Origin of the sequence: Zobellia alginiliquefaciens, assembly GCF_029323795.1 — a bacterium.
Taxonomy (GTDB): Bacteria; Bacteroidota; Bacteroidia; order Flavobacteriales; family Flavobacteriaceae; genus Zobellia; species Zobellia alginiliquefaciens.
On record NZ_CP119758.1, the window covers coordinates 4,289,144 to 4,306,951 of the forward strand.

20 protein-coding genes and 1 tRNA gene are annotated in these 17,808 nt (G+C 36.3%); 6 read left to right on the forward strand and 15 right to left on the reverse strand.

The annotated features are described in order from the left end of the window. Positions 1-36 precede the first annotated feature (36 nt). The 6 genes from P0077_RS17485 to P0077_RS17510 all read right to left on the reverse strand — a co-directional run bounded on the left by P0077_RS17485 (position 37) and on the right by P0077_RS17510 (position 4,796). Complete coding sequence (locus P0077_RS17485; protein WP_276166498.1) at positions 37-747, reverse strand: GNAT family N-acetyltransferase; 711 nt, start codon at positions 745-747, stop codon at positions 37-39. Between the two features lie 212 nt (positions 748-959). Next, positions 960-1,406, reverse strand: a complete 447-nt coding sequence (locus P0077_RS17490; protein ID WP_276166499.1) for a UPF0158 family protein — start codon at positions 1,404-1,406, stop codon at positions 960-962. Next, positions 1,399-1,743 (reverse strand): DUF3024 domain-containing protein, encoded by a 345-nt coding sequence (locus tag P0077_RS17495; RefSeq protein ID WP_276166500.1) that lies wholly within the window; start codon positions 1,741-1,743, stop codon positions 1,399-1,401. Before P0077_RS17495 ends, P0077_RS17490 begins: the two co-directional genes overlap by 8 nt. A gap of 208 nt (positions 1,744-1,951) precedes the next feature. Further along, positions 1,952-2,434 (reverse strand): hypothetical protein, encoded by a 483-nt coding sequence (locus P0077_RS17500; RefSeq protein ID WP_276166501.1) that lies wholly within the window; start codon positions 2,432-2,434, stop codon positions 1,952-1,954. Between the two features lie 241 nt (positions 2,435-2,675). Further along, positions 2,676-3,230 carry a hypothetical protein gene (locus P0077_RS17505; RefSeq protein ID WP_276166497.1) on the reverse strand — a complete coding sequence of 185 codons (555 nt, stop codon included), beginning with the start codon at positions 3,228-3,230 and terminating at the stop codon, positions 2,676-2,678. A 1,140-nt stretch (positions 3,231-4,370) separates the two neighbouring features. Then, on the reverse strand, positions 4,371-4,796 hold the full coding sequence (locus tag P0077_RS17510; protein WP_276166502.1) for a GNAT family N-acetyltransferase: 426 nt from the start codon (positions 4,794-4,796) through the stop codon (positions 4,371-4,373). A 345-nt stretch (positions 4,797-5,141) separates the two neighbouring features. Here P0077_RS17510 and P0077_RS17515 point away from each other — a divergent pair, with 345 nt between their 5' ends. Then, positions 5,142-6,185, forward strand: coding sequence for a serine hydrolase domain-containing protein (locus P0077_RS17515; RefSeq protein ID WP_276166503.1), 1,044 nt, complete (start codon positions 5,142-5,144; stop codon positions 6,183-6,185). Positions 6,186-6,325: 140 nt separating this feature from the next. Here P0077_RS17515 and xerA read toward each other — a convergent pair whose 3' ends face one another. Then, positions 6,326-7,453 carry a site-specific tyrosine recombinase/integron integrase gene (xerA, locus tag P0077_RS17520; RefSeq protein WP_276166504.1) on the reverse strand — a complete coding sequence of 376 codons (1,128 nt, stop codon included), beginning with the start codon at positions 7,451-7,453 and terminating at the stop codon, positions 6,326-6,328. Between the two features lie 91 nt (positions 7,454-7,544). Between xerA and P0077_RS17525 the strand changes: the two genes are divergently transcribed. Next, a complete protein-coding gene (locus tag P0077_RS17525) occupies positions 7,545-7,931 on the forward strand; it encodes a hypothetical protein (RefSeq protein WP_276166440.1) in 387 nt (128 codons plus the stop codon). Positions 7,932-8,314: 383 nt separating this feature from the next. Here P0077_RS17525 and P0077_RS17530 read toward each other — a convergent pair whose 3' ends face one another. The 3 genes from P0077_RS17530 to P0077_RS17540 all read right to left on the reverse strand — a co-directional run bounded on the left by P0077_RS17530 (position 8,315) and on the right by P0077_RS17540 (position 10,678). After that, the gene (locus tag P0077_RS17530; protein ID WP_276166505.1) at positions 8,315-9,100 is read right to left on the reverse strand and encodes a hypothetical protein; all 786 of its coding nucleotides are present in this window, start codon (positions 9,098-9,100) and stop codon (positions 8,315-8,317) included. Next, positions 9,097-10,494, reverse strand: a complete 1,398-nt coding sequence (locus P0077_RS17535; protein ID WP_276166506.1) for a tyrosine-type recombinase/integrase — start codon at positions 10,492-10,494, stop codon at positions 9,097-9,099. Before P0077_RS17535 ends, P0077_RS17530 begins: the two co-directional genes overlap by 4 nt. Before the next feature lie 110 nt (positions 10,495-10,604). Beyond that, positions 10,605-10,678 (reverse strand) — tRNA-Met (locus tag P0077_RS17540). 136 nt (positions 10,679-10,814) lie between these two features. Between P0077_RS17540 and P0077_RS17545 the strand changes: the two genes are divergently transcribed. Continuing rightward, positions 10,815-11,198 carry an START-like domain-containing protein gene (locus P0077_RS17545; protein WP_276166507.1) on the forward strand — a complete coding sequence of 128 codons (384 nt, stop codon included), beginning with the start codon at positions 10,815-10,817 and terminating at the stop codon, positions 11,196-11,198. 56 nt (positions 11,199-11,254) lie between these two features. Beyond that, entirely contained in the window at positions 11,255-12,100 is an 846-nt protein-coding gene (locus P0077_RS17550) for an aminotransferase class IV (protein ID WP_276166508.1), read from the forward strand. 15 nt (positions 12,101-12,115) lie between these two features. Here the strand turns inward: P0077_RS17550 and P0077_RS17555 are convergent, their stop codons facing one another. From P0077_RS17555 to P0077_RS17575, 5 genes are all read right to left on the reverse strand, one after another. Next, positions 12,116-12,676 carry a YqgE/AlgH family protein gene (locus tag P0077_RS17555; protein WP_276166509.1) on the reverse strand — a complete coding sequence of 187 codons (561 nt, stop codon included), beginning with the start codon at positions 12,674-12,676 and terminating at the stop codon, positions 12,116-12,118. Between the two features lie 114 nt (positions 12,677-12,790). Further along, positions 12,791-13,063: an HU family DNA-binding protein gene (locus tag P0077_RS17560; RefSeq protein WP_194527026.1), complete on the reverse strand. Its 273-nt coding sequence runs from the start codon at positions 13,061-13,063 to the stop codon at positions 12,791-12,793. 174 nt (positions 13,064-13,237) lie between these two features. After that, positions 13,238-14,185 (reverse strand): methionyl-tRNA formyltransferase, encoded by a 948-nt coding sequence (gene fmt, locus P0077_RS17565; RefSeq protein ID WP_276166510.1) that lies wholly within the window; start codon positions 14,183-14,185, stop codon positions 13,238-13,240. 31 nt (positions 14,186-14,216) lie between these two features. Continuing rightward, positions 14,217-16,115, reverse strand: a complete 1,899-nt coding sequence (locus P0077_RS17570) for a RecQ family ATP-dependent DNA helicase (protein ID WP_276166511.1) — start codon at positions 16,113-16,115, stop codon at positions 14,217-14,219. Beyond that, the gene (locus tag P0077_RS17575) at positions 16,115-16,678 is read right to left on the reverse strand and encodes an AAA family ATPase (RefSeq protein ID WP_276166512.1); all 564 of its coding nucleotides are present in this window, start codon (positions 16,676-16,678) and stop codon (positions 16,115-16,117) included. Before P0077_RS17575 ends, P0077_RS17570 begins: the two co-directional genes overlap by 1 nt. A gap of 88 nt (positions 16,679-16,766) precedes the next feature. Between P0077_RS17575 and P0077_RS17580 the strand changes: the two genes are divergently transcribed. After that, positions 16,767-17,054 carry a DUF493 family protein gene (locus P0077_RS17580; protein ID WP_276166513.1) on the forward strand — a complete coding sequence of 96 codons (288 nt, stop codon included), beginning with the start codon at positions 16,767-16,769 and terminating at the stop codon, positions 17,052-17,054. An 81-nt stretch (positions 17,055-17,135) separates the two neighbouring features. Further along, positions 17,136-17,792, forward strand: a complete 657-nt coding sequence (locus P0077_RS17585; RefSeq protein WP_276166514.1) for a DUF4290 domain-containing protein — start codon at positions 17,136-17,138, stop codon at positions 17,790-17,792. Positions 17,793-17,808: the final 16 nt, after the last annotated feature.

The window sequence follows — 17,808 nt, forward strand, 5'->3', positions numbered from 1 at the left end:
AATTGCGGTTATACATCGTTGTGCTTAGTGTTTTTTTCACTCTGTTAATTTTCGGATAATCATAAAACTACCATAATCTGCTAAATCAATCGGAAATCTTTTAATTTTTTCCGTTACTATTTTTTGTCCGTTTTTGGTTAATTCCACTTGCCAATCACTTGAGACTGGGAAAATAATCGGTTTTGTCAAAGTCTCATTGTCCTCTGCGAAATTCAAGTCCCAATTCCATTTTGGTTTTTCTCTGTCCGCTTGATAAGGTTCACAATTCCACAAGCTGATTTTTGTTTCCGATTCTGCTTTTTCAGTCGGCTTTAAAGTCTCAACGAGTGGTTTGAACATATTGATTCTTGAGTTGTGTGGTAAATCAGGGGAATTTTCAAACCCAATTCTTTTCCAAAAAGGCTCTGAATTTTCAGGCGAACAAAATAATTCACAAACTAAAATACCTTTTTGACCAAAGTATTCTAAAGTGTCATTAATTAATTTTCTTGCAATTCCTTTTTTCCTTTCAGTTGGTTTAGTTTCGGCTATGTCGATTACTGCTTGAAATTCATAGATTCTATAAACTGTAAATCCGATTGCAAAATCATTTTTGGTGATTACAGCTACGTTATTTTTCGCAAACTCGTCTTCAATTATATTCCAATTGCAATAAAATCCGCTGTTCGTTTTATTCCATTCTTCAATCAGCCAATTTTTTATATCAGCAAGATGTTTTTCGGAAGGATGAAAGTTTGTTTTTAGCACGATTTCAACATTAAGCACAACGGTTTAGCTATGAACAGTACGGGAGCAAACCAGCGTTTGCTTTCCGCCACGCACATAGCGAAATCTTTTTGTTTTGTTTTTTCTTTTCCTTGTTTAAAGCAAAATCCCAAAGATTTTGCGGACTTCATAAAAATACACAAAACCTGCGATCCTGCCTGCCGGCAGGCAGGTAAGCCCGAAGCCCGTATTGTTTATAGGTTGTGTTGTGCGCTGGCTTTTCCACGTTCTAATTGGCTTTCTACTATTTTTTCGAGTTCATTCTGTTTAAAATCAAACCATTCTTGTCTAAAATCTGATTGGTCGATAGTATTTTTAAAATTCTGAAAAGGCTTTTTCTTTTCTAAAATGTCTCTCAATTTGAATTTGAATTTTTCGTCCGTCAATTGCTCAGAGAAACGTTCCATTATTTTAAATGATTCAAAGCTTTCTAATACTTCAAATTTTATAAAATCCGCTTTGTGGTCATTTATCTTATTTAAGTCATCTCGAAAAAATTCTTTTAGTTCTTGTTCGTCCGAGGTGTTTGAGAAATTTGGAATTGTAACAATTTCATTTGTTTTGGAATTGAAATAACAATTGTTTCCGCAATCCAGATTTTCCACAATTTCCTTGATAATATTTTTTTGAGAATTATCCATAAAAGCAATGGTGTTTATCTTCTTTGATAATTTCAATAATTTTTTCTAAATATGTTGATTTGGGAAACGGTTCGTAAAGTTCCCATTTCCCACTAGCACGCATCCAATATAGATTCCATTCCTGCTTAGATTTGTAGAACCTTATTTTCGCAAATTCACTTTGTTGTAGTTTTTTAGGATTGTTCCAATCAGGTCGAACTTCATAAAGAATCTCAACTTTTCCGTCATAAGAATATCCATAATCTAGTTGAGAACGAATTTCTGGATTCTCCGGACGTAAAGATTCCACATACTTTTTTATAGTCGATTCGTTAATGTCAATCGTGGTATTTTTCATTCAACTAAAATATTTTTTCAGCTTGCGCACAACGCCTGAGCTATGATTAGTGCGGAACCAAGGAAACTGTAAAGTTTCCGTCTTCGCGCTAAGCCGAAGCTTTTTGTTTGCGTTTTTTCTTTTTTAATTATTAAAATGTCAAATCAAACTGATTTGGCGACCTTATAAAATTACGCAAAACTTAGAATTAAACACCAAACCACCCGCATTAATTCATAGGTTTTGTTGTGCTTAGTTTTTCTACTTCCAGTCGAGATTTCGATAGTTTGACTATTCTAAATTTATTAGATACAAGTCTTTTGGGAGAACCAAATTTAGCAAACTCCTCGGGATGTTTTTCTTTAAGTTCTTTTATGACCTTTTTATTACGGTACATAATTATTAATCCATTTTTAACATCATATTCCCATGTTCCTTTTTCTGTATAAGTAACTGGGCAAATATAAGGGTGAAGCATCTGCTCTTCACTTTCATTATATGCCAAAAGGGAAATTTCAGAACTTTTTATTGTTAGTTTAGGATTCGAATCTTCACAACGTTTATAAATTAGCTTCCTTGGACGACTTCCATCTTCGTTTCGTTCTAAAATCCAACAGCCATATAAATCAAATTCAGCAATCGGATTTTCCTGTCCATTTACGGTAGTTCCAACAGTCAGAAAAATTAGGAAGATAACAGCTAGTTTTTTCATATTAGTTGAATCATCAAAAATTGCTCCAAAATTAAGCACAACGGTCTGGGCTAAGCGTAGTGCGGGGGCAAGGAAACTTTTCGTTTCCGTCTGCGCACGAAGCTAAAACTTTTGGTTTAGTTTTATTTTTTCTTGTCTTAAGCTAAATCCCAAAGATTTAGCGACATTATAAATATACACAGACCTTTCGTTTTTGCCCTACAGTCCGCATTACGTTTAGGTTGTGTTGTGCAACGTTTTTTTACGCGATTTCATTTCCGTCAAAGTCCCACTTATACACTTTTTTGTCCCAATCCAACGCTTTGATATAGTTGTCCGAAATTTCAAAATCATCTGTTTTATCAGCTGACACAAAAATATCCGCCCCTCCATTTTTCCATACTATTTGTCCATCGTCGTCAATTCTTGAAATTTCCATTTCTCCATGAACTATATAGCCATTTTCTATCTTAAAAATCTCAAAACAAGTAAACTCGTCCACTTTGGATTTCCAGATTAGATTTAGGTCTGGTATTCCTAAACAAAAAATCGTGTCGCCGCAACAAACTAATATTCGCTCTTTTTCAATTATTTGTGAAGTCTCGTGTAATCCAGAAGCACCCCCTTCGGCGCCAATAATTGCGTTTTGAGATTCAAGTCCATTTTCTAAAATCTGTATTCCGAATTTTGTTGCAAGAATAAAGTCTGATTCAGTAAAAAAGCTTTTTCGATACTCGATATTATTGTCCTTCGAACCTATTTGAAAATCAGATTCGTTTAATAATTTGACGATATATTTTCCAATTTCGAATGTCATTTGAAATGTTGCACAACGTCTAATGTATGATCTGTACGGCTTTGAAATCCGTAGGATTTCCCGCCGTACGATTACATTCTAAATATACGTAGATTTTCCGACGGAAAATCGGACAGTATAGATTATACATATTGTTAGCAAACGTGTTGCAGCGCAAACCCTTAATCTTGTCGCAGAACACTGATTTATTCCCCAAACTCTTTTAAAATGGTTTCTTTTTTTAAGTCCGTCGAGCCTAAATAGTAACCGATTTAAGTTTTTCGTTTTCGAACAGAAAATAGCAAATAACTAGCAAGTCCGTTCGCGCAACAGTTGCGTCTGAGTAAAGTCCGTCCGAGCGAGAACTTTGGCAAGGTGATTTATTAATTAAACAGCTGAATTTTGAGAAAGTAACAAGCCTCAAGAAACCATTTTAAAAATGCTGATTTGCCCGAACCAAACTCTTATTATTTTTTAGATATTCAGGCTAATTGCGCAACGATTTTATTTTTATGGCAATATGTTTGCTAACGTCTAATGTATGATCTGTACGGTTTTGAAATCCGTAGGATTTCCCGCCGTACGATTACATTCTAAATATACGTAGATTTTCCGACGGAAAATCGGACAGTATAGATTATACATATTGTTAGCAAACGTGTTGCAGCGCAAACCCTTGGTCTTGTCACAGAACACTGATTAGTTTCCCAAACACTTTTAAAATGGTTTCTTTTTTAGTCCGCCGTACTTTAAAAGTATACAATTTTGGTCTTTCGGTTTTGCCCGAACTTTGGTAAGAAAGCCGCAAGTCCGTCTGCGCAACAGTTGCGTCTGAGTGAAGTCCGTCCGAGCGAGAACTTTGGCAAGGTAATTTATTAAAGAAATATCTGAAGTTTGAGAAAGTAACAAGCCTAAAGAAACCATTTTAAAAATGCGGATTTGCCCGAACCAAACTCTTATTATTTTTTAGATATTCAGGCTAATTGCGAACCGATTGGACTTTTCTTGCAATATGTTTGCTAACGTGTTTGGCTATGGTTTCGTTGTGGAATTGTCCGCAAGGACTATTCCGCGAGAACCAAGCGATGATTGAAAGATAGGAATTTTCGGTGGAAAATTCCGCCACAATGAATTATAGCCGTTGTTGTACACTGGCATAATTTAAGCTTTAAGTTTTAATCTCAAAACTTCATTTCCGCTTTCTTCGTGGCTATATTTTTTTATTCTTTCGAAACCATACTTGTCATAAAACGCTCTTCCAATAACATTTTTTTCAAAGACCTCGACTTCAAGCTCAGAATGTTTTTGACTAATAAAATCGACCAATTTTGTCCCAATTCCTTTAGAATGATTATTTGGTAAAACAAAAAGCCCACCAATTTCGTTCTCCAACATACTTATAAATCCAACTATTGAATTTTCAACTTCATAAACCCACGTTTCCGAGTTCGGAATATAAATATTAGTCATATCCGATTTTATTTTTTCCACGAAACTAGAATTCAAAAAAGGATGAGCCAATGTGGATGATTTATACCAAACATTAATAATTTGCTCAAGATCTTGTTCCTTATGTTTTCTTATCATTTCTAATTTTTAGCTTGTGTACAACGATCTAGCTATGAACAGTACGGGAGCAAAATAGCGTTTACTTTCCGCCACGCACATAGCAAAATCTTTTGGTTTTGTTTTCTCTTTTTTTTCTCCACAAAGCAAAATCCCAAAGATTTTGCGGTCATCATAAATATACGCAAACCCTGCGATTAAGCCCTGAAGCCCGTATTGTTTATAGGTTTTGTTATCTGCTGGCTTTTCTGTTGGGGTTAAATTTCGATTAGGTCTGACATTATTAGCTTTAAAATGAAAAAGAATTTAAACTGTAACAAAACTTTTACTGGTTCGTCTTTGAAATATAGTAAAACACTAAAATTTATGAAACATTTTTTTTCTACTCTTTTATTGGTAGTTATTTCAACAACTTTCATGAACTGTAAAAGTCATACTTCTATAGATTCTTATATGAAAGAGCTAGTAGCAGATGGTGATTTTAATGGAAATGTTTTAGTGGTTTTAAATGGAGAAGAAGTTTACCAAAATTCTTTCGGGTTTTCAGATGGCTCTAAAACAGTTAAGTTAACTAAAGATTTTCGTTTCGATTTAGGGTCAGTATACAAAGAGTTTCCAGCAGTTTCAATCATGCAACTTCAAGAAAAAGGATTGCTTAATGTAGAGCATAAAATAAATAAATATTTAAAAGATTTGCCAAGTTGGGCATCAACAATTTCAATTAAAAATTTATTGCAATACACAAGTGGTCTTCCTGAAGTTGAATGGGATAAGTACTTTGAGAAAAATGAACGGATTACTGATGAAAAAATTAAGGAAGATTTAATAGATATAGAAGAGTTGGAGTTTGAGCCAGGTGCAGATTACTTATATACGAATCATAGTCCAATGTTATTGTCGCAAATTGTAGAAAAAGTCACAAATCAAACTTTTAAAGTGTATGTTACTCAAAATTTATTCATTCCATTTTCTTTAAAAGATGCAGTAATTCATCCAGAAGCCCCATATTTAGATAAAAGCTTAATGGCTATTCCTTTTAATGAAAATTATGAGGAAGATTCTTATAAAGTAACAATCTCGGGAGCTATTTTTAGTTTAACTGCAAACGATTTATATAATTGGATAGAAAACCTTCATTCTTATAAAATTATAAATCAAGAATCCATAAAGTTCTTGTCTGAAGAAGCCGATTTTTTTGGGAATATCCAATCTCCTTTGGGTTCTGTAGAATGGACAAAGAATAGAATTATTGAGCATTCTCATCATGGTTCTGCTGGGAATTATGAATGTATAGTAAGAAGATTTAATAATGATAAAGATGTATTAACGATAATCGTTCAAACAAATCAGAAACATGAAAATGTAGGCGATATTTCAGATGAAATTAAAAATATTTTAAAATTCAATTAAGTGTCAAAAAAGGGCTTACGTTAAAATTGTGATTTCGGAAGTTTATTCCATTTGACATTATTTAAGTTAAGATATTTTTTCAGCTTGCAGATAACGTAGTAATATAGATCATATGATCTATATATATTATATATGCGGAACTAAGATAAGAGATCTTTTATGCTTTTAAACGAGGTTTCTGCCACATGAGTGTAAACTTCCGTGGTTTTGGTACTACTGTGGCCTAGCAGCAGTTGAATGTGCCTTATATCAGTGCCGTTTTCAAGAAGGTGGGTAGCAAAGCTATGACGTAACATGTGAGGTGTAACTTTCTTACGGATGCCCGATCTCATGGCAGCCATAGAGGTAATTTTTAATACACTTGAAGCGGTATAGGCTTTTTGACCGGGGCCTTCAAATAGATAGTGCTGTGGTCTATACTCTTTGTAATAAGCACGTAGTTCTTTTAAGAGTGTGGGGCTTAGGACGGTCATTCTATCTTTATTGCCCTTGGTCGCCTTAACGCAGATAAGCATTCGCTTTCCATCTATATCGTCTATTTTTAAGTTCAGAAGCTCACTTCTTCTAAGGCCTGCCGAATATAATAGGGAAATGATACAGCGATGTTTTAAGTTGCGGGTATACTCAATAAGGCTTAGAACTTCTTCTTTTGAAAGTACTTTGGGCAGTTGTTTTTGTTTAATGGGCCGTTCAATGTTATAGAAGCGGTTGGGCATACCCATGACCACCTCAAAATAGAATTTGATGCTGTTGACTGCTTGGTTTAAATAAGAGTGTGAACGGACATCCCTTGTTAGCTTTTGCAAATACTTCCTTACCTCTATCTCAGTAATGGCATTGGGTGGTATGCCGTGAAAATGATTTATAAAGGTTTCAAAATGGTGTACGTAGGTCTTTACCGTATTTTCCGCATATCTGCTTAATTCCAACTTGTCCAGGTACTCTTCCGGACATCTTTTAAAACCTTCTTTCAGCTCCCTGTTCCTGTACCAGTTTATGTTATGGGGTTTGTCTGGGTTTAGTCCATGGCTATTCTCGAAAAAATAATTTCCGTTTATCCAGACCTCTCCACGAAATGTACTCCAAAGTGTACTAAGGTTGGTTTTATTGTTGAGGACATGATACATGCCATATTCCTGGCTCCAACATATGTGTGGTAATTTCTCCACAAGCGCTTGGATTACTTTATCAGATTTGAACTGGAGTCCAATATGTTTTACGTTATTTATCAATAAATGTTTTAACGTAATGCTTCTACCTTTAAACATGTTATTTTTTTTCCAAGTTCATTAATAAAAATGATTTAATCGTATCTTAATCGAATAATGTTCGCATAAAGATTCACTTAAGTTTATGGAAATGAGACTACAACATGAGTGTTTGTACTGTAAAAAGCCACTTACGGGTAGAACGGATAAAAAATATTGCAATCTACATTGCAAGAGTGCTTTCCAATATCAAAAAGAAAAGGAAAGACCGGAACGCTTTTACAATAAAGTAGACAATCAGCTAAAACTGAACCGGAAGATTCTTAAACAATATAACAAAGGGGGCAAGGTAACGATAAGATGTAAGGTTCTTTCGGAGCAGGGATTCGATTCCAACTTTTTCACCCACTATTGGAAGAACAAAAAGGGAGACGTATATTTTTTTATTTATGAATACGGTTTCTTGAAAAAAATCGAATATGGAAAAGAAAAATACATTCTGGTTACCTGGCAAGATTATATGAACAAGGGAATGTAACGGGAGGAATAGAAGTTAATTGATTGTTTATCAATATAATTGGCATTGGCAGTAAACTTGGGTTGTTGTTTCAGTATGTCGTTCGCTAAGGTATGGTTGACCCTCCTTTGCCCGTAGCGCATTACAAAAATAGGGTTACTATTAATATTCTTTTTAAAATATATGGTTAAAGTAACTAAGTAATTAACCATAAGGGGGCAACCATAGCTATGGTGCTCCTGAATGTGTATTTGGACAAAATAAGGTTACTTTTTATAGCTTATATGGTGGTATCTAAAAAAAGTATGGTTATATTTTATGTGGTTAAAAAGCTTAGTAGGATATTAGGCCAATATAATTTAGGACAGTATAAGACAACCATATTTTGGCCTATGCCTATGGTGCTATTTAGACGACTTGGAGAAAACCGAATTTAACAGGAAGTCTATGGCTTCGTCATCGGAAATGATAGCGTCTTTTTTCTTACGTTCTGTACTTTTCTCCTTTAGTTGTTGAACAGTGTGCAGTTTATTCTCAATTTTCTTGGGTGGGTCGTCCACCGTTTCAAATTGAAATTGCTCGTTCAAGGTCAATAGGATCCCAAGTGATGCCTCAAATTTTAATGTTTCGTTCAGTACAGGAAACTTATCTATTAGGGAATCTTCAAAATATGCAACGTTTCCGATCAGGAAGTGGGCCAGGGGCACTGGACATTCTGTGGCAAGACGCTCCTGTAGTGCCTCCTTCCGCAGCTCAAAGAGCTCTACTTTCTTAGCTCTACGTATGCTTAGGTGTCCATTGGGCAAATTTACAGGCTTCAGTATATCAAATTCATTTTTAATGGCAAGTTGGGCAATTCTTTTGTAATGCTCCAAAGCAACTTTTCGAGTATCCGGTTCATCCAGCCCCATCATATCCTCTTCATACACATAATAAAACCCAATGAGGCTATTTTCAATTATATCTTGATACACATCCACTATAAACCCATAAAACTCCTCGGTCATGTTAGGGTCGGGAACATAAACGGTTTCACTGTTCTTGGGGGAAATGGCATTAGGTATTCCCTCAACGGACAGCGGTACCCGTGTTACCTCTTGGAGTATGCCCCTTGAGAGCTGTACACGAGTGAGCTCGTCCATTGTCAACGAGTTCAGGTCCAAATTCTTTAAAAGTCCAAAGTAACTCATTTGTCGGTTTTGTTGATGGATCGGTTCAATAGGTTTGAGTAATCCTGGGGTAGTTCGGCATCTATGTCCCTAAGGTATTTTTCAAGTGCATCAAGGGTGGCATGGCCCGTAATGAGCATCAGTTTGCTTTTAACCTCTTCAGGCGTCCCCGTTTTTATCATCTCACGGTAGAGCATGGTTATATACGTATGTCTGAAACTGTACAGCCCATATTCATTGCCCAAATTAAAATGGTCCTTTACTTTTTTAAAGCGTTTGGAAAAGTAGTTCCGTTTGTCGTTATCGGCAAGGTTCCATTCTCCGCCAAAGCCTTGTGGAGTGAATAGGGAATGTTTGGCGTCCATCTTGGAAAGGTCCGGCAATTGCCCAAGCATTATATCCGGTATGATCTTTATCTTAACAGGTTTGTTCTTGGCTTTGACATATATTTTCTTGTCATTGATGTCAATATCACCTACTTTAAGGCGACATATTTCTATAGGCCTCAACATATTATAGCTGACCATTTGGACGAACATCCGCATCAAAAGGTCATTGTTCATAAGATGTGCGTCAATTTCCGCCAACTGTGTGGGTGTGTAGGTCTTGTTTCGCTTCGGAACGGATTTTAGTATGTTTATCTTACGAATAAAGTTGTCGTCGATCAGTTCATTGTTCTCCAAGGTGCCAAAGAGCGCACTGAGAGCGGTTCTGGTATTGTTCCTGTTTCTAGGGCTGGAGGTGCGCAAAACATCGTTCAGGTGGCGCACTACGGTCTTTTTGTCAATGTTATTAATATCGGAAACATCCACCTCATTTTCGGCAAGCCATCTTTCAAACTTGGTTATTCGACTTTTCTGCTTCTTGAACGAATTATCGTTCAATGTGCTCTTTTTAATGTTTAGGCCCAGTTCGAATGCTTCGGCCACTGAAACTTTGTTCTCGTCCACCACATTGTTTTCTATTTCTGAAATAGGTACTGGATTTGGTTTAGCGTTTTCATTGGCAAGGTCAATACGCTCTCTATTTACTGCTGCTGTAGATTCTTTTTCCACTTCTTTCTTCGCTGGAAAGTTGTTTATGGGGCGTTCTTCTTTTATTGCTCTCCGTCTAAATTCGTCTTCTAACTCTGTATTGTCTTTATAAGGGTCGAATCCGGCTTCCAATAACAGAAGGAGGTTTCGTTGTAGCACTTTTAAGAACTGTAAACGTTTAGTTTTTCCTTTGAAGCGGTTGGCTCCGGCTTTGATAAAAGGTTGCTTTTTTAGTTTGCCGGTATCAGGGTCCCTGAAAGAGAAATATACAAACCAGGCTTTTGCAAGGGCATCGTTGCGTTGCTTTTTGTCAAGGGCGGACCATTGGGTGATATCGACACCACCTGTAAAGATTTTAGGTTCGGTGTAGTTCAATTTCATTTTAAAAGTGTTTACGTTTTCGTTTACGGAACGTAATAAAAGGGAAATACAAGACATAAAAAAACGGATTGTAGTACGCAATCCGTTAATTTACAGCATTTTAAGCCTTGTAGCGAGAGGGGGGCACGATCCCCCGACCTCCGGGTTATGAATCCGACGCTCTAACCAACTGAGCTACCTCGCCGTATTATTATTTTGAAACGGCTGCAAATATAAAGTTTATTTCTTGTTCTGACGCAATACTTTGCTAAAATTATTCTATCTCTTTTATTTTTTTATCATAAGGAAATCTATATATTGCCCAACGTAAACACTTAAGAATGGACGATAAAATAAAATTTGAACTAGAATTTGTAATACAATCTTCACCGCAATTACTATATACATATATATCAACCCCGTCAGGACTTTCCGAATGGTTTGCTGATAATGTGAACTCTAGAGGTGAAATGTTCAGTTTTATATGGGACGGTTCGGAAGAGGAAGCAAAGTTATTGAAGCGTAAAAGTGATGAGTTTGTAAAGTTCGCATGGGTAGATAATGAAGACGATTCGTTTTTTGAATTGAAAATCATTGTTGATGAAATTACCAAGGACGTTTCTCTATTTATAACAGATTTTGCAGAAGAAGACGAAGTTGACGAAGCTAAAATGCTATGGACAAATCAAGTAACGGATTTGAAGCAGGTTTTAGGTTCCAAGTAGCCGTATTCTTCTAATATCACCTTATATTTGGTCCCGATAATTATCGGGACTTTTTTATGATTAATTACAACGGAAATCTTCTAGAAGAAAACACTCAGTTCTTAGACCACCAAAACAGGGGCTTGCGGTATGGTGATGCCCTTTTTGAAACTATGAGAATGGTTAACGGAAAATTATTTTTCTGGGAAGACCATTATCTTAGACTCATGGCATCTATGCGCGTGCTGCGTATGGAAATTCCTATGGATTTTACCATGGAATTTTTGGAGTCTAAAATTAGTGAAACCGTTGAAGCAAATGGTCTGGCCAATTCCCAAGCCCGTATAAGGTTTTCAGTTTTTAGGGAAAAAGGAGGTTTTTATTTACCTACTACGAACGATATTAGTTATTGCATTGAAGCCCTGCCGCTTCAAAGTCCTTTTTATGTAGTAAATGATGCGCCCTACGAAGTAGAGCTTTTTAAAGATTTCTACGTTAATGCAGATATGTTATCCACCTTAAAGACCAATAATAAAATTATAAATGTTGTTGGAAGCATTTACGCTAAAGAAAACGATTATCAGAACTGCCTCCTTCTAAATAGTTCAAAACAAGTAGTGGAGGCTTTAAACGGTAATATTTTTATTGTAAAGAATGGAAGCATAAAAACGCCACCTATAAAAGAGGGTTGTTTGAACGGAATTGTTCGTAAAAAGCTGATAGAGATTCTAAGTAAAATTGATGAGTATCAGTTTGAGGAGGCGTCAATATCTCCTTTTGAATTGCAAAAAGCAGATGAGATATTCATTACAAACAGTATAGTGGGCATTCAGCCTATTTCTAAGTATAGAAAAAAAGAATTTGCCAATACCGTAGCAAAAGGACTTTTAGGGAAGTTAAATGCCGCAGCAAGACTTTCTTAAAGGTTGATGTTATAGCTAGTTTAAGTTAGGGTTTTCAGGTGAATTGGACCAAAGAAGATAATCCCCTCCTAATTCTACCATTTTTTCTTTCCAAAAAGCGTCCGATGATTTATGAATGAGTCCGCTTTCATAGTCGTTTTCTACCACCACCCAAGATTTAGATAGTAACTCCTTATCTAATTGAAGGGAAGACCAACCGGAATACCCTAAGAAAAACCGAATATCTTCTTCCGATATCACTTTTTGATTAATAAGGTCGATGGTATTCTCAAAATCACCGCCCCAATAAATTCCATCTGAAATCTCAATACTATTGGAAATTAATTCCGGAACCTTATGTATAAAGTACAGATTATCTTGCTCCACAGGACCACCGTTGTATACTTGAAACGGTATTTCTATTTCGTTTATAAGCTCGCCAATAGTATATTCCAGCGGTTTGTTTAAAATAAAACCTACAGAGCCTTCTTTATTATGTTCCGCTAAAAGAACGACCGAACGATTGAAAGATACGTCTCCGGTCAAAGTTGGTTCGGCAATAAGGAGTTTGCCTTTCTCTGGTTTTAAGTCTACCATAATTACATAGCTAGTTATAACTAAAAATAAGACATTTCTTATAAAAAAAGCAAATACGAATAAAAAAAAAGCGTCTGCATTGCAGACGCTTCTCTATATTATGGCTCGTAAGACTTAGTTTACTGAACTGGCCAAGTCAGATCCTGCTTTGAACTTAACAACGTTCTTAGCTGCAATTTTGATAGTTTTACCTGTAGAAGGGTTTCTTCCTTCTCTAGCATTTCTTTTAGATACTGACCAAGATCCAAAACCAACCAAAGAAACTCTGTTACCTCCTTTAAGAGATCCTTCAACATTTCCTAAGAAAGATTCCAATGCTTTTTTTGCTGCGGCTTTTGTGATGCCGGCATCTGCTGCCATTGCATCGATCAATTCTGTTTTGTTCATAATTTAATTAATTAATTGTTGTTAAACGTATTTTACTGTTAAACAAATTTATACGGATTTGCGCCCAACGCAAGTAAAATGGGGGGAAATCACTGTTTTTGTTAATAACTATAGGTCTTTGTTGATAAAGTAGGGGTTTTTTTACGCTTCTCGCAGCCCAATGATACTAGGCGTTTACACCATTTGGGCATTTTTTTGCAAGTTTAGGCCATTTAGAACATCTTGTATCTTCATTCTTCTCTTACCCGGCAATTGTATTTCCAGTAGGTGTATATAGCCGCCATTAACCGCAACTTTCAGTTCCTTTTTACTTACTTCTATATCTCCCACTTGTAATTCATGGTCAGTATTTTCTTTCGAGGTTTCAAAAATCTTTATGAAGAGTTTTTCATCTCCATTTACCAAAGTTGTCCAAGCGCCAGGATAGGGGCTTAATCCTCTTATGTGATTGTAAATGTCATTTATTGACGCGTTCCAATTAATTTTACAAGTATCCTTATGTATTTTAAAGGCTTCTTTTAATTCTTTTGAAGTGGGTTGCGCTACTGTGGTCACTGGTCCTTTGCCAATGGCTTCAGCAGTTTTAAGCACAAGATCAGCGCCCATAACCATTAAATTATCATGTAATTCTCCAGCGGACATATCTTCATTGATACTCGTACGATCCTGCAGGATGATTTCTCCGGTATCTATTTTATCATCTATAAAGAAAGTGGTAACCCCGGTTTCTTTTTCTCCGTTGATGATGGCCCAGTTTATTGGCGCGGCCCCCCTGTAATCTGGTAGTAGTGAAGCATGAAGGTTGAATGTACCATATTCTGGCATGGCCCACACCGCTTTTGGTAACATGCGAAAAGCTACGACAACCTGAAGGTTTGCGTTTAAAGACTTTAGTTTGGCTAAAAAATCTTCATTTTTAAGATTGGTAGGTTGTAGGATTTTTAATCCCTTTTCAAGCGCGTATTTCTTTACATGAGATTGTTGTAGGCTTCTGCCTCTTCCGGCCGGTCTGTCCGGAGCGGTAATTACACCAACTACATTATAATTATTTTCAACAAGCTTTGCTAGTATGGTAGTGGCAAACTCTGGCGTTCCCATAAAAACGATGCGTAAATCTTTCATTGTATTCCTTTAGTTTACACCTATATAAGGTTTATTTTATTCTGTATTGATTTCTTGTGTTTATCTCAATATCACCGTCCTCCAGCATCAATTGTAAAGCTCTTAAAATTATTTTTTCTTTATAGTCCATGACCGCTGCAAGTGCACGTGATGTTTGTGGGGATACTGCTAATAAGGTTTTGATTTCCTCTGAAACCTGATTGTAAGTTGGTTCCGCTACATTTCTTTTCCTTAGGCAAACATCACAGATGCCACAGTCTTCCGTATCGTTTTCTCCAAAATATTCTAAAATCTGCCTACTTCTACATTTTTTATCATTCTTAATGTAACCTATCATTTGGAAAATCTTATCCGTTTTTACTCGGTTTTGTTCTTGTACTTCTTTTGCAAATACATTTATGGTAAGGTCGTCTTCGCGAGGAACAAGAAAGATAATCTCTAAATCACTCTGTTGTGCTTCATAGGTAATGATTCCGTCTTTTTTTAGTTGGTCCAAAACTTTAAGGACATGTTGTTCTGAACTATTCGTTTTTTTCGCAATGAGTCCAGGGTTTATTTTGGTTTCAAAGTCGAAAATACCTCCGTAGGTTCTTAAAATGGTCTGGATGATGTTTGCAGCAGTTTTATGTAAATCCAGATAATCGAAAATGGCATCTTTTTCTGAAATAAACTGTACTATCGTCCTTTTTGAAAATGATTCCGATAATGAAATTACAGAGTTACGGTCTAAAACTTTTAATCCGTTATAAGCTAAAAACGAATTGAGCCCATAGGTTCCTACAAACTCGTTAAAGTTGAATTGCAGTATTTCATTGCTGCCTTCGCCATACCCTATTTGGAAGTAGTTATTAAGTTTATTGTATATTTTTTTTAAAAATGCCGTATCTGGTAAAACGCTTAAAAACTGATTCTTGAGTTGCTCTTCGTCATTTGAATTCGTAATTAGAACAGCTTCTGCAGGAGAACCATCGCGACCTGCTCTTCCCGCTTCTTGATAATAATTCTCTAAACAGTCCGGTATTTGGTAATGTACAACTAATGAAACATCTGGTTTGTCCACTCCCATGCCAAAAGCATTTGTAGCCACCATAATCTGAACTTTGTTCGTCAGCCATTGATCCAGTTTTTTCTCCTTCTCCTTTTTGGTAATTCCACCATGAAAAAAAGTAGCGCTACATCCTTTGGAATTTAAAAATTGAGAGAGTTCTACCGTACTTCTTCGTGTACCTACGTAAACAATTCCACTTTTCTGTATTTGCGAACATAACTGCCCTAGACGATACAACTTATCTTGTTCCCATAGAATTTTAAAGGAAATGTTCTTTCTCGCAAAAGAGTCTTTTACAATTGTAGGAGCTGTTAAATGTAACGTTTCCACAATGTCATTGGCAACTTTGTCCGTAGCCGTGGCGGTAAGTGCCACCACGGGTGTTTGGGGCAGCAATTTGCGTAGTTGGGCACATTCTAGATAGGCCGGTCTAAAATCATGGCCCCATTGAGAAATACAATGCGCTTCATCTATAGCCACAAGATTCACGTTCATTTGTTGAATCTTTTCCTGTACCAAATCTTGTTGTAGACGTTCTGGAGATAGGTATACAAATTTATATCCTCCGTATAAACAATTATCCAGTAAGTCCAAAAGCTCGGTAAAGGGGATACCTCCGGTAAGGGCAATAGCCTTAATTCCTTTTCTTTTAAGACTTTCTACCTGATCTTGTATAAGGGCGATGAGAGGAGAAACTACTATACAGAGCCCTTCTTGCGCCATGGCGGGAACTTGAAAACAAACGGATTTGCCCCCACCGGTGGGTAACAAGGCTAGCACATCTTGTTTGTTTAAAACAGCATCTATAATCTTTTTTTGGGAGCCTTTAAAACTCGTAAAGCCCCAATATTGCCGTAAAATGGATATCGGGTCTTTATGCATTATTTTAGGTTTAACTGTTTTAGAATAAAATCGGTACGTTCTTCAATTGTTCCCGTAGGTACTATTGTAATTGTATAACCTACTTGCTCATAGGTGGTTTTAAGGTGTTGGTAAATCCGTTCTGCTTCCTCAAAAGATTCAAAACGTTCATTATCTACTACATGGATTTCTTTCCATGGCGGCATCAATAGAATTTGCTCGTATCTATAAGTGTAACATGGCTTTTCAAACGCCTCGGAGTAGGTTTGCCCAAAACAGTTCATATACGCATGTACATCTGGAATTCCCCGGTCAAAAAACACAATTTCTTCAGTAGTGCTGTCCGCGTCCGTATATTGTTTAATTCTGCCGTCTAAAAGGTTTTGATTGAACTTTTTAGGGTCTTTTACGGAAACTATAGGGTTAACTGCAAAATCTGGAGCGTCATTCTCATTCTTTTCGGACGAAGTCATACTTCGGATGAGCTCGTGTACGCAGTGATACCCTTTTCTCTCAAGATTTTCAATAACCGATGTTTTGCCCGTACTAGGGCCACCTGTAATAACTACTTTTTTAAGATCCAATACATAATTGTTAGTCTAGCAAAAGTAATCAATCCCTAATGATTTTAAAATTGACGGTTAACCGTTATCTTTGTGGAAAATGAATATTATGGACAAAGAGAATCCTGAAGCGTTTTATAAGCGTCTACATGAGCAATTGGAAGAGAGCGCCAAATGGCCTTCTAATTACCTATATAAATTTATAGTAGAAAGTAAACCTGAAAAAGTAAGTCAAATTCATAAAATATTTGATAACACGGGTGCCGTAATAGATTTGAAGGAGTCTAAAAACGGAAAATATACGAGCGTTTCCATTACGGTGAACATGAAAAATCCCGATGCTGTAATAGAGAAATATAAAGAAGTTGGCCAAGTTGAAGGGGTAATCTCCCTTTAAATAGCATTTAAGCCATAATTTTCTTAATTTGCAGACGTTATAAGAACACTTCCTTATTTTTTTTAAGCAAAATTTTTCAATTTGAATTTAGTAGAAAACCTAGAATATAACACGGAAAGGTCAAAATTGATCATTCCCGAGTATGGGCGTCATTTTCAGAAAATGGTAGATCATGCCATTTCCATAGAGGACGATGAAGAGCGAAACAAAGTAGCCCAAGCTATTATTAGTGTTATGGGTAATATTCAGCCGCATTTAAGAGATGTGCCCGATTTTCAACATAAACTTTGGGATCAGTTATTTATCATGTCCGATTTTAAATTAGATGTGAAATCACCTTTTCCTATCACTAGTAAAGAGGTTTTGAGACAGCGTCCAGAGCCGTTAGAATACCCTCAGAATTTTCCAAAATACCGTTTTTATGGAAATAACATCAAACGAATGATAGATGTTGCCGTTAAATGGGAAAAGGGAGATATGCGTGATGGCCTGGAATATGCCATTGCCAACCACATGAAAAAATGTTACCTGAATTGGAACAAAGATACTGTGGATGACTCAGCTATTTTCAAACACCTACTTGAACTTAGTGACGGTCAAATAGATTTAAAAGGAGAAAGCCTTACCGATAGCGGTCAATTTTTGAAAAACCGGGTGGCAAAAACTCCAAGAAATAATAATTCAGGAAAGAAAAATAACCAACGTAACAATAACAATCGCGGTAAAAAGCGATACTAATACTCCTCAATCTTAC